The sequence below is a fragment of the Paraburkholderia sp. A3BS-1L genome, assembly GCF_051125215.1.
In the GTDB taxonomy this organism is placed as follows: domain Bacteria; phylum Pseudomonadota; class Gammaproteobacteria; order Burkholderiales; family Burkholderiaceae; genus Paraburkholderia.
Window position 1 is genome coordinate 1,531,776 of the sequence record NZ_CP120443.1, and the last position, 12,413, is coordinate 1,544,188.

Consider the following 12,413-nt stretch of genomic DNA (forward strand, 5'->3'; position numbering starts at 1 on the left):
GAGTCGGTGTTAGCCGGGGCCAAGCCAATGCGAGGACAATGATGGCCGAATTGTGGATTGGAAATATCGAAGCCGACGTGACGCCGGAAGAGCTCAAGGAATTCCTCGGCAAATATGGTCTGCCGCCGTTCGACGCTATCCAGTACGTGCCCGGCAGCGGCGAGCGGCCCGGCGTGATGCTGAGCTACGAGAACGTCGATGCCGAGGCGCTGCGCAGGTTTCAGCCGCGCATTCACAACATGTTCTGGAAGAACCACTCGATCGTCGTCCAGGTCATGCCGACGCGAAGCGAGGACTGAGCCCCGGGCGTCTGCAAACGTTCGGCCGCGCCGGCGCCGCTCACGAATGAGGCTTGAGCGCCGCCAGCTCCGGCATCGTCAATGCGGGACCGCAAATGTCGGCGCGGTCCGCGAGACGGACCAGTTCCGCGAGCGACTCGGCCCGCATCTTCTCCATCACCCGCGCGCGGTGGATCTTGATCGTCTTCTCCGCCGCGCCTAGCGCGTCCGCCACGAGCTTGTTCGGCCGGCCCGCCACGACCAGCGCCATCACCTCGCGCTCGCGCGGCGTCAGCTGATCCACGCGGCGCTGGATTTCAGCCCGTTGCGCGCGCTGCTCGAACAATTGCCGCGCGCGCGTCAGCGCACGCTCGGTCGCGTCGAGCAACAGGCTTTCGTCCACCGGCTTCACCAGAAAATCCGTTGCCCCGGCCTTCATCGCTGCGATGGCGGTGCGCAGACCGCCGTGGCCGGAAACGAAGATGATCGGCACGCGGTCGAGCAGCCGCTGCTGCAATGCAATGCCGCTCAGATCGGGCAGCTTCAGGTCGAGCAGGAGGCAGGCCGGCGCGCTGGTCAGGTCGGCGCGTTCGAGAAACTCGTTGGCGCAGCCGAAGGCTTGAACCGCATAGCCCGCCGAGCCGAGCAGGCGTGCGAAGGCGCGGCGGATCGAGTCATCGTCGTCGACGATGAACACAACGGAGGTGGGTGCATTCATGACCGTTCGCGCAGGCCAGTCGTCATGGCCGCGCCCTCTGCGGGAAGTTCGATATGGAATGTCATGCCGCGGTCGCGGTTGCGTTCGGCCCACAGGCGCCCGCCGTGGCCCATGACGATGATGCGGCTGATCGACAGCCCGAGCCCCATGCCGTCCGGCTTCGACGTCGAGAACGGTTTGAACAGGAGCGCTAACTGCTCGTCGCTCATGCCAAGCCCGCGATCGCGCACCGCAATGCGCACCCCGCTGCCGCCCGGCATCGCGCCGACATCCACGAACACCGCGCGCTCGCCCGGGCCGCAGTCCAGCACGGCATCGAATGCGTTGATGATCAAATTGACGAGCACCTGCTGCAATTGAACCGCATCGCCTTGCAGCAGCGGCAAGCTGTTCTCGATGTGCGAACTCAGCAATACATCGCACTCCCGACTTCTGCGGTGAAGATGTTGCATAACATCGCGCACGAGACGCGCCATGTCGATCGTGCCCATCTCCGCCTGCTCGCGTTTGCCGAAGCGCCGCATCTTGCGGATGATGGCGTGCGCCCGCGTGCTGTCGGACACGATCTCTTCGAGCAACTCGAACAACTCGGCCGTGTCGGGCGGGGTGTTCGACAGAAAGCGCCGGGCCGCCTGAGCGTTGCTGAGAATGGCGGTGAGCGGCTGATCGACCTCATGCGCGAGCGCCGAGGCCATATCGCCAATATCGGAAACCGGTTCGCGATGCAGGCGTGCCAGATCGTCGCCTGGAACTCCGGACCCCGGCGCACTCGTGGCGGCGCCGTGAGCGGACTCGATCACGACCACCGCATACTGTGCGCGATCGATTGCAAACGAAACGGATCTCGTGACCTGCACGTCGCGCTGCTCGCCGTCCTTGCTGCGCGCGATGGCCGCACGCGTCGTGCTGCCCGCGGCAGCGTGCATGATCCACGACCGGCCGATCGGGGAAACGATCTCCTTGCTCTGCAACGGCAGCACAAGGACGTCGACCGGCATCCCAAACAGCTCCGCCATGTCGTAACCGAAGAGCAGCGCGGCTCGCGCGTTCGCGCAGACAATGGTTCCTTGCGTATCGACCGCCAGCGCTGCGGCCGGCACGACGTCGATCACGCTGCAAAGCATGTGCTGCGCCCCCGGTTCGACATCGCGCTTCGCACGTGGTCCTTGTAATGATTTGATCGACGCTACCCGATGAACAAAATGGTCTTTCACCAGAGCAAACCACAAAAATATGTCCCCGCCCGTATGCACCGGACCTGACAGCCGAAAAGTGCGTTTCCCGTGTTCCGCGTTCTGGCCATACATGGTGTCCTCCGAACGCACAATCCCGCCTCGAGTTTGCGACATTGCGGCCTATGCCGGCGCCCTTCCCCGGGCGCCATGCAGCCAGACGCGAACCCCAGACTCCCGGATGCGCGAGATCTCTCCATTACCTGCATGCAGACGGCGACATCTTTATGTGTTCACAACCGCAGCTACTGCTGTGTTTTTAAATGTCCGGCAAAGCTATGCGGCTCGGATGTGGAGAATAGAGGTATAGAAACGTGCATGGCATGCGCAACGGAAACGAACTTCGCGGCGCCGCCTTAATTGCATGCGTGCTTAATACCTCTGGCGAGCACGCGTAAATTATAAAGGGGAAAAATGAATTTTTTGTAAACTTTATTCCGCGTTCCGGCAATTTTTCCCGATTCGTCTACACGATATGCATTGCACATTGATTGGCGCGCAGCGCGCTTCGTGTTTATGGCGACGATGCCGGCATGGCACTGCCGGCGTCCTTGTGCTGCGATGATTGACTGTGCGGCGGGGGCTGCTTGCTCGTCCTCGCCTTATGCTCCGCCTTACGTTGCGCATCCTGCATCTGTTTCATTCCCGGCGCACCCATTTGCGCGTGAGCCGGCCCCATGCAGAACGATGCAATAGCCAGCGTTATCAGCAATAGCCGCCATGGGGCGCGAGACAGAATCATGAGATCACCTCATTCGATTGGCGCCGCGATGCGCGTTTGCGCTTCGCACGGACTCTATCACTTTACTTAATCGCTACCGGATTTCAAACACGCGTTATACCCGGCTCTCTTCCAGGCAACACCATGAAATCACGCCGGAATTCAAGGCGTCGCTTATTATATGAACAATAAGAAAATTTGCTGGGCGCTTCATACGCCAAAACTAATACGCCCAGAGGATATTGATTCGCGGTACGCGTATCTGAATAGTCAATAGGACTCTGGTCCGATTGCTACGGCTGGCCGCAATGGCGAGTATGCAACGATAACCTTCCTCGGCTGCGTCATGCCGCGACCCGCGCATCGGCGGGTTCGACTGGACAATGGGAGAAGTGGCCATGATCTGGTGGACTAAGCGAATCTCCGGCGCGTTCCGACTGCTGTTGCTGGTGTTGGTGAGCGCCGTGTCGTGCGTGGCGCTCGCGCAAGAGCCGGCGCCATCCGCAAGCTATAAACCCGAAGAGATCGAGGCGCTCGTCGCGCCCATCGCGCTCTACCCCGACTCGGTGCTCGCCACGGTTCTGATGGCTTCGACCTATCCGCTGGAAGTCGTCCACGCGGCGCGCTGGTCCAAGGAGCATCCGAAACTCAAGGGCGATGAAGCGGTCAAGGCCGTGCAGGATCAACAGTGGGACACCAGCGTGAAATCGCTGGTTGCGTTTCCCCAGATTCTGGAGCCGATGAACGACAAAATCGACTGGACGCAGAAGCTCGGCGACGCCTTCCTGGCCCAGGAAAAAGACGTGCTGGACGCCGTGCAGCGGCTGCGCGCCCGCGCTCAGGATGCCGGCAACCTGAAGTCGAACGAGCAGCAGCAGGTGATCGTCGAGCAGCCCCAGCAGCAAGGCGGGCAGACCGTCGTGCGCATCGAGCCCACCAACCCCGAGGTGATTTACGTCCCCGCCTATAACCCGACCGTGGTGTATGGCGCGTGGAGCTATCCGGCCTATCCGCCGACCTATTGGCCTCCGCCTCCCGCGTACTACCCTGGCGGCGCGCTGATGACGGGCTTCGCGTGGGGCGTCGGACTCGCGGCGGCGGGCGCGATATTCGGCAACTGCAACTGGGGTGGCGGCGACGTCAACATCAACGTCAACAAGGCCAGAAACGTCAACCGCAACTTCGACAGCTCCAAGGTCCAGGGCGGCAGGTGGAGCCACGACCCCGGCCACCGCCAGGGTGTCGCGTACCGCGACAACGCCTCGCGCGAGAAGTTTGCACGTAATGTGCCGGGCGGCGATGCCCGCCGCGACTATCGCGGCCGCACGGGTGGCGCCGGTGGACCGGGAGGCGTGGGCGGTGCTGGCCGGCCGGGCGGCGTGGGTGGTGCGGGCGGCGTGGGCGGACCCGGAAGGCCGGGCGGCGTCGGAGGCGCTGGCGGCGTAGGCGGACCCGGAAAGCCGGGCGGCGTCGGGGGCGCTGGCGGCGTGGGCGGACCTGGGAAACCGGGCGGCGTCGGTGGAGCAGGCGGCGTGGGCGGACCTGGGAAACCGGGCGGCGTCGGTGGTGCTGGCAGACCGGGAGGCGCTGGCGGTGCTGGCGGTCCTGGAGGCGTGGGCGGCGCCGGGAGACCAGGTGGCGTGGGTGGTGCTGGCGGTGCTGGCGGCCCCGGAGGACGCGGCGGCTATGCCGGCGGCGGACGCGACAGCGCCTTCCAGGGCGTGGGCGGCGGCAGCGCCACGCAACGCGATATCAACCGTGGCAGGTCGAGCATGGGCTCCGCGGGTTTCAATCGTGGCGGTGGCGGTGGCGGCGGCGGCGGCGTGCGTGCAGGCGGCGGCGGTCGTGGCGGCGGCAGACGCTAGGGAGAACGAACATGAAAGAACGATCGCCACTTCGGCTACTTCAGCCACTTCGGCCGCTTCAGCGACTTCGCCCCGCCACCCGCGTCGCGATCGCGGCGGCGTTGACGGTTGCGCTCGCAATCAATCCCGCGCGGCCGTTCGCCGCCACGGCGCCGGCTTCATTCGCCACGCCCGAAGCGGCCATGAGCGCGTTCGGCGATGCGGTGTCCGGCAACAACGAGGCAGAACTGAGGAAACTGTTCGGCGCGGACTTCCGGCAGTTCCTGCCGCCGACCGGCGCGCAAATCCGCGAGACCTTCCTCGAGCAGTGGAAGGTCTCGCATGCGATCCAGCCCGCCGGCGAGAACCACGCCCATATCGCGGTTGGCAACGACGGCTGGACGTTCCCGGTGCCGCTCGTCAAGGACGCCCGCGGCTGGCATTTCGACATGACGGCGGGCGCCGAGGAAATGCGCGTGCGCCGCATCGGCCGCAACGAGCTCGCGGTGATCCAGACGATGCTCGCGATCTACGACGCGCAGCGCGAATACGCCTCGACCTACCACGACGGCAGCGATACTTACGTCTATGCGCGCCGTCTCGCCAGCACGCCCGGCAAGCACGACGGACTTTACTGGCCCACCGCGGACAACGAAGATCCGAGCCCGCTCGGTGAAGCGTTCGTCACCGCGGGCGCGCGCATGAAAGAGAGCAGCGGCTACTACGGCTACCACTACAAGCTGCTGACTTCGCAGGGGCCGCACGCCCCCGGCGGCGCCTACGACTACCTCGTGCGCGGCCAGTTGTTCGGCGGCTTCGGCGTGATTGCATGGCCGGTCAAATACGGCGACACCGGCATCAAGACCTTCATGGTGAGCCACTACGGGCAGGTCTACGAGCGCGACCTCGGCCCCGACAGCGCGGCGAGGGCCGAAGCGATAACCTCATTCGACCCGGGCCCCGGTTGGACGAAAGAGCAAGACACGCAAGCCGACACGCAATCGGCCAAACCAGCCGGCACAGAATCCGGCACGCAATCTGGCGCACAAACCGGCACAAACTCGCAATAGCGGCACGCGCCGTCCCGCCCGCGCTTCAGGGTCGGGGCGCGCCGCGATGGCCCGCTAGCGGATCGCCGTCCGTTGCGCCGAGGTAATCGTCGACCGCGCTGCCCACGGTCGGATGAAAGCGCTCGCTGCCAATCAGCGGCATCAGTTCGAAACGCTCGAGTTTGTCGCGCACGGGGTCCTTCATCTCGGCAAAATGCAAGGCGATGCCGCGCTCGTCCAGCACGCGGACGAGTTCGCGCAGCATGTCGGCGGAAGTCACGTCCACACTGGTCACGGGCTCGGCGGCCACCACGATTCTGCGCACCGGCGTGGGCGAGGTATCGACCGCCTGAAGCAGACGCTCCTGGAACAGCTCCGCGTTGGCAAAAAACAGCGGCGCGTCCCAGCGGAACAGCACGAGCCCGGGAATCCGCTCGGCCTGCGGGTAGCGCTCGATGTCGTGGTACCCGCGCACATCTTCCACGCGGCCGAGAATCGCGTAATGCGGCCGCCAGCCATCCCACAGGAATTCGATGATCGCGATGACCACCGCGATGCCGATGCCGGGAATCGCGCCGAACACCGCGACGCCCGCGAAGCACACCATCGAAAGCCAGAACTCCCATTGCTGGATGCGATAGATGCGCTTGAGGTCGGCGAATTCGAACAGGCCGATAGCGGCCGCGATAACCACCGCGGCAAGCGCGCTGTTGGGCAGATAGCGCATCAGATTCGGCGCCGCGAGCAGCAATGCCGCGACAGCCAGCGCGCCCACCGCCCCGGTCAGCTGCGTTTGCGCGCCCGCGGCTTCCGCGACCGGCGTGCGCGACGAGCTGCTGCTGATCGGGAAGCCGTGAAAGAAGCCCGCCGCCAGATTGGCGATGCCCAGACCCACCATCTCCTGGCTCGGATCGACGCGGCTATGGAACCGGGCCGCGAAGGTGCGCGACAGCACGCTGGTGTCCGCGAACGAGATCAGCGCGACCGCGCAGCCGCCCAGAACGATCCTGGTCAGATCGGCGCCGCTCGCCCAGGGAATCGCAAACGACGGCAAGCCCTGCGGAATCTTGCCGAGCACCTTGACGCCGTGGCTATCGAGATTGAACACGCTCACGCACAAGGTTGCGACCACAACGGCTATCAGAATGCCCGGCACCTTTTCGAAGCGCTTGAGGAACAGGATCAGCACCAGACTTCCGAGGCCCACCGCGAAGCTGTACCAGTTGGCTTTGCCGTCGGCGATCGCCACGGCGAGTCTCAGCAGGTCCCGCAACGGACCGCCCTCGTCGACGGAAATGGCGAACAGCTTGGGCAGCTGGCTGACCAGCACGGCAATGGCGATGCCGTTCATGTAGCCGTAGCGAATCGGCTTGGAGAGCAGCTCGGTCACGAACCCGAGACGCAGCAATCCCATGACGATGCAGAACGCGCCGGACACGATGGCCATCATGCTGGCGACGGCGATCGCGCGCGCGGGATCGCCGCCGGCCGTCGCCGCCACGACCGCCAGAATCGGCGCCGCGAGCGCGGAGTCGGGCCCGAGGACCAGAATCCGGCTCGGCCCGAACACCGCATAGGCCAGCAACGGAATGATCGTCGCGTAGAGACCATAGACGCCAGGAACGCCCGATGCCTCTGCGTAGGCGATGCCCACCGGCACGAGCATGGTGGTCAGGACGAGCCCCGCCGCGACGTCGCGCGGCAACCAGCTGAGGCGGTATTCCTTCAGCGTGAGGAGGCCGGGCAGCCAGCGCAGCCATCCTTGCATCCCGTTCGCGGGATGCGAGCCGTTGAGATCTGACTTGTCTGGTTGCATGATTCGAAGGGAACCCCATGCAGATTTCAGGTCGATGCTATTGCGCTTTCGCGACCACCCCATAGTACCGGGTTGCGCTCAAGGCACCGCTCCCCGACGAATCACCTCGGCAATATCCGTACTGATCACCCCAAGCGCCCGCTCATGCGCCGCCACCAGCGCGCCATAATCGCGCCCATCGACCGCTTCGCGAGCCACCGTCTGCCCCAGCACGGGCGCGCCCTTGCCAGGCGGGCGCACGACCCATTGCGCGTCGATCGTCACGGCCTCGCCACGCACGCTATCGATGCTCACGACATCCACGCGCACATGCCACTCCGATGCCGCGCTCGCGCCCGTCTCGAACGACGTGACCCGCGCCGTATCCAGACGCTGCCCAAGATCGGCGGCAATCACACGGGCGATATTCGTCTTCAGCGGCTCGGCCCAGCGCGCGAATTCGTTCAGCTCGATCTGGTTGCCGGCGCCGCGCGTGACGATCTGCGGACGGTCGACGATGTCGGGCACCGTAACGGGACTCACGACGATGTTCATGGTCGCGCGCGCGGACGGATCGGCGCGCTGCGCATCGCCGTGCATGACGTAAAACGTCGGCGAGGTTGACCGGCAGCCCGCGCCGGCGAGCAGCGCGGCCAGCGCGATCAGGCCGGCGGCGAGCAGGCGGGCGCGCGTCATGGGCTGTCTCCCGGCTTGCCGCGCACCACCGCCTCCGGATGCCGCTCCAGATAATCCGTGAGGTTGCGCACCGAAGCCGCCGTGCGGGCCAGTTCGCGCATGGCGTCGCTGGTGTTCTGCTGCAATTGCGTATCGGGCTGCAAGGCGGAATTCGCCGCTTCGAGCGCCGAGCGCGCCGACGACAAGGTGCCTTGCGCCTGCGGCACGACATCGGTGCCCAGCTTCTTGATCACGTCGTTGGTGTTCTGCAGCGTTTGCTGCGCCTGCGCGCCGAGCTGGTCGAACGGAATGCCGTTGAGCTTCGCGAGCAGACGTGTCAGCGACTCCTGCAGCGACTGGAGCGTGCGCGGCGCAGTCGGCAGCTCGGGCGGCGTTTTGGTCCAGTCGATCGTCGCCTTCGGCGAATCCGGGAAAAGATCGAACGCGAGATATAGCTGCCCGGTGAGCGGGTTGCCCGAGCGCAACTGGAAGCGGAAGCCGCTGGCGACCAGGAAGTCGGCAAGCTCGCGCGGCGACGACGCAATGCGCCCGGCCTGCTTCTGACCGTTCTGATAGCGCGAAGTGAAGCGCTCCGGATACAGGTTGATCTCGACGGGCACGCTGAACTGGCGCTTGACCGGATCGAAGCGCGTGAAGATGCGCGTGACCTCGCCGATCTCGACGCCGCGGAAATCGACCGGCGCACCCACGGTCAAACCGCGCACCGAGTCGTAGAAGGTCACGATATAGGTATCGACGATGCGGTCATGCGGCCGCATTGCTTCCGTGCGCGTTTCGTACAGGTCGAAGTGCGTGTTTTCGGCGGCCTCGGGCGTGTTGCGGTCGCTGTCCGGCGTCTCGAAGGCAATGCCGCCGATCAGCATCGAGACGAAGGATTGCGTATTGATCTGCACGCCATCGGAGCTCAGCGACACGTCGAGCCCGCTCGCATGCCAGAAGCGCGTATCGCTGCGCACGTAGCGGTCGTATGGCGCGTTCACGAACACATGCATCGTCACGCCCTTGCCGTTCGGGTCGAGTTCGTACGAGGAAATCTGCCCGACCTGCAGGCGGCGGAAGAACACCGGAGAGCCGGCGTCGATCGAGCCCATGTCCGCGCTACGGAGCACGAATTCGCGGCCGGGAATGTCGCTCGGAAACACCGGCGGCACTTCGAGGCCGACGAAATCGTGGCGGGCCTTTTTCGAATTGCCCTCGTCCATGCCGACGTAGGAGCCCGACAGCAGCGTGCCGAGACCCGACACCGTGCCGCCGGAAATGCGCGGACGCACGACCCAGAAGCGCGTGTTGTCGACGAGCATGTCCGCCGCGTCCTTCACGAGCTCGCCGGTGGCGATCACGCGCTTGTGATCGCGTGACAGCGTCACCGACTTCACGATGCCGATGTCCACGTCCTTGTACTTGATCTTGGTCTTGCCGGCCTCGAGCCCATCGCCGCTGCGAAAACTGATCGTGACCGTCGGCCCCTCTTCGAGCACCGCCTTCACGGCGAGCCAGCCGCCGATCAGCAGCGCGACGATCGGCACCAGCCAGACCAGCTGCATGCGCCAGCGCGAGCCCGCCACCGGCCTCGCCTGCGGGAGATCCGGCAACGCGCCGCCAGGGCCGGGATCAGGCATGATCGAACTCCACGGGGTCCCAGATGAGGCGCGGATCGAACGCGTTCGCGGCGAACATCGTCATCACCACGACCGCCCCGAAGGCGATGGCGGCGGGCCCGGCCTTGATCATCGCGAGCGCGCTGAACTGCACCAGCGCGACCAGCATCGTGACGACATAAATGTCGAGCATCGACCAGCGGCCAATCAGCTCGATCATCCGGTAAATGCGCGCGCGCTCGCCGGGCAGCCATTTCGAAGCGCGCTGCGCCGACCACGCCAGATAAGCAAGGCCGAGTATCTTCACCATGGGCACCGCAATGCTCGCGATGAACACCAGCACCGCGAGCGGCCACGAGCCCGACACCCATAGATAGGCCACGCCGCTCATGATGGTGTCTTTCTGCGTGCCGAACAGCGAGCTCGTGTCCATCACCGGCATCACGTTCGCCGGCACGTACAGCACGATCGACGCCAGCAGAAACGCCCACGTGCGCGAAAGGCTCGCGGGCTTGCGCAGATGCAGCGCAGTGGCGCAGCGCGGGCACGCCAGCGCGCCTGCGTGCGCCGGCATGCGCACCAGCAGCTCGCAGCAGGGGCACAACGCGATGCCACAGGTCGCGCCGGTGAACCCGGGCAGCGGCGCGCCCGATCGCTGCGGGTCCTGCGGCGCGGGCAGCGGCGCGATGCGGTGCCAGACGGTGGCCACATCGAGCGACGCGCCCGCGCCGGCGAGCACGATCATCAGCGCGCCGAACGACCACAACGCCGTGCCGGTCACGACCGTGGCGATATGGGCGAGCTTGACGAGCGCGACCAGTAATCCAAGGATCAGCACTTCGGTCATGCCCCACGAGCGCGCGACGCCCATCACGCGAAACACGATGTTCGCGCGCCACGGCTTGCGCCCGAGCGCGAGCGGCACGAGCAGCCACAGCAGCGCCACGATCTGCGTGGCGGGCATCATCATCGTGGTGATGAACACGAGGCCCGAGATCGGCCACATGCCGTCGCGGTACAGCATCTCGACGGAACCCCACAGCGTCGCCTGAACGACATTGCCGTTGACCGCGAGGCCCACGATCGGATAGAGGTTGGAGATGACGAACAGCAGGAGCGCCGCCGCTGCGAGCGCGAGCGAACGCGTCCCGCTATCGGCATGATCGCGTTCGAGCTCCGCGCCGCAGCGCATGCAGCGCAGCACGCCGCCCTGCGGACACGGCGCGCGCCGCTGCAGCAGATCGCAGTCGTGACACAGCAGCAATCCCGCAGGCGCGGGATGGTGATCGCGGTGATCGCGGTGATCGCTATCGGACTGGGCTCTCATGGCGACATACGGGCTCAGGCGTCCGGATCCTCGTCGAGCACGGAGCGCACAGCGTCGATGAGGTCCGATTCGTCGAACGGCTTGCACAGATAAGCCAGCGCGCCCCCTGCGCGCGCCTGCTCGCGCACACGCGGTCCGTCGTAAGCCGTAATGATGATGACGGGCAGACCGGTGCCCGAGAGGCGCTGTTGCACGTCGAGGCCGCTCAGCCCCGGCATCTGGAAATCGAGAATCACGCAGGCCGGCCGATACGGGGGCATCGCCTGCAAGGCCTCGAGAAAGGCCTCGCCGCTCGTGAAAACAACGGCCTCGATGCCCGCGGACTTCAACAGACGCCCAATCGCGCGCCCAACCGATTCTTCGTCGTCCACGATCGCCACAGATTGACTCGAAGCGCTCATTCGATTCACCAGGACGAAGCCGGTCCGGGCATTGGTCGCTTCCGAGCCATCAACGCCTGGCGATCTGCGGCTAGATGTAGGGTCGCGGCCGCGCATGTGCATATCCAGCATGCGCGGCGCACCTGACTGCTTCGCTAATGCGGTTCCTGCGCTACTTCGTGTTAAGCGGCTGGACCGAGATGGCCAGGGCCTCGGTGTATACGGCCTCGACCTGGTCGCCCTTCTTGATGTTCGCCAGCTGGGCGGGGTCTTCGACCATCACGTCGACGGTGTTGCCCTCCGGCCCCTTGAGCGTGACGGTCTTGCTCTTCGGGTGGACGGCCACCACGTTCGCCACCACCTTCACTTGCCGGGCGACGGTACCGCCTGGCGACGCGCCGCTTGCCGCGCGCTCGATCGTGGGCGCCGGCGCATCGACCGAAGCCACCCCGTTGCCGCCCTTCTTCAGGCTCAGCGAGAGGGCCTCGCGATACGTCGCGGTGACCTTGTCGCCAATCCTGAGCTGATCGAAATTGCGGGCTTCCTCGCCGACCTGAACCTCGAAGGTCTTGCCGTCGGAGCGCTTGAGCCTGACAACGCGTGTTGCGGGGTCGACGTTCAACACCTCCGCCGTCACCGTATGCACGCCCATGACCTTGACCTTGCCCGGCGCTTTCGCCACTGCCACGTCAGCTTGTCCCTGTGCGCATACCAGCTGGGCCGCACCCATGAGCATCGCGGCGGCCAACAGTTTTAACTTCTGCATGGATCTCTC

11 protein-coding genes are annotated in these 12,413 nt (G+C 65.4%); 3 read left to right on the plus strand and 8 right to left on the minus strand.

All coding sequences use genetic code 11. The features are described 5' to 3' along the window. Positions 1 to 38 precede the first annotated feature (38 nt). The gene (locus tag P5W99_RS22070) at positions 39 to 299 is read left to right on the plus strand and encodes an RNA recognition motif domain-containing protein (RefSeq protein ID WP_421025527.1); all 261 of its coding nucleotides are present in this window, start codon (positions 39 to 41) and stop codon (positions 297 to 299) included. Positions 300 to 339: 40 nt separating this feature from the next. Here the strand turns inward: P5W99_RS22070 and P5W99_RS22075 are convergent, their stop codons facing one another. After that, entirely contained in the window at positions 340 to 996 is a 657-nt protein-coding gene (locus tag P5W99_RS22075; protein ID WP_421025528.1) for a response regulator transcription factor, read from the minus strand. Beyond that, complete coding sequence (locus P5W99_RS22080) at positions 993 to 2,120, minus strand: PAS domain-containing sensor histidine kinase (RefSeq protein WP_421025529.1); 1,128 nt, start codon at positions 2,118 to 2,120, stop codon at positions 993 to 995. The genes P5W99_RS22075 and P5W99_RS22080 overlap by 4 nt, the downstream gene beginning before the upstream one ends. 1,227 nt (positions 2,121 to 3,347) lie before the next feature. Between P5W99_RS22080 and P5W99_RS22085 the strand changes: the two genes are divergently transcribed. Next, entirely contained in the window at positions 3,348 to 4,814 is a 1,467-nt protein-coding gene (locus tag P5W99_RS22085) for a DUF3300 domain-containing protein (protein ID WP_434662956.1), read from the plus strand. An 11-nt stretch (positions 4,815 to 4,825) separates the two neighbouring features. Continuing rightward, positions 4,826 to 5,863 (plus strand): DUF2950 domain-containing protein, encoded by a 1,038-nt coding sequence (locus P5W99_RS22090; protein ID WP_434662958.1) that lies wholly within the window; start codon positions 4,826 to 4,828, stop codon positions 5,861 to 5,863. Between the two features lie 25 nt (positions 5,864 to 5,888). Here P5W99_RS22090 and P5W99_RS22095 read toward each other — a convergent pair whose 3' ends face one another. From P5W99_RS22095 to P5W99_RS22120, 6 genes are all read right to left on the minus strand, one after another. Then, the gene (locus P5W99_RS22095; RefSeq protein ID WP_421025532.1) at positions 5,889 to 7,658 is read right to left on the minus strand and encodes a SulP family inorganic anion transporter; all 1,770 of its coding nucleotides are present in this window, start codon (positions 7,656 to 7,658) and stop codon (positions 5,889 to 5,891) included. A 78-nt stretch (positions 7,659 to 7,736) separates the two neighbouring features. Then, positions 7,737 to 8,333, minus strand: a complete 597-nt coding sequence (locus P5W99_RS22100; protein WP_421025533.1) for a PqiC family protein — start codon at positions 8,331 to 8,333, stop codon at positions 7,737 to 7,739. Next, positions 8,330 to 9,952, minus strand: coding sequence for an intermembrane transport protein PqiB (locus tag P5W99_RS22105; protein ID WP_421025534.1), 1,623 nt, complete (start codon positions 9,950 to 9,952; stop codon positions 8,330 to 8,332). Before P5W99_RS22105 ends, P5W99_RS22100 begins: the two co-directional genes overlap by 4 nt. Then, a complete protein-coding gene (locus tag P5W99_RS22110; RefSeq protein ID WP_434662963.1) occupies positions 9,945 to 11,258 on the minus strand; it encodes a paraquat-inducible protein A in 1,314 nt (437 codons plus the stop codon). The genes P5W99_RS22105 and P5W99_RS22110 overlap by 8 nt, the downstream gene beginning before the upstream one ends. A gap of 14 nt (positions 11,259 to 11,272) precedes the next feature. Further along, positions 11,273 to 11,659 carry a response regulator transcription factor gene (locus tag P5W99_RS22115; protein WP_421025536.1) on the minus strand — a complete coding sequence of 129 codons (387 nt, stop codon included), beginning with the start codon at positions 11,657 to 11,659 and terminating at the stop codon, positions 11,273 to 11,275. 151 nt (positions 11,660 to 11,810) lie between these two features. Next, the gene (locus tag P5W99_RS22120) at positions 11,811 to 12,404 is read right to left on the minus strand and encodes a hypothetical protein (protein ID WP_421025537.1); all 594 of its coding nucleotides are present in this window, start codon (positions 12,402 to 12,404) and stop codon (positions 11,811 to 11,813) included. Positions 12,405 to 12,413: the final 9 nt, after the last annotated feature.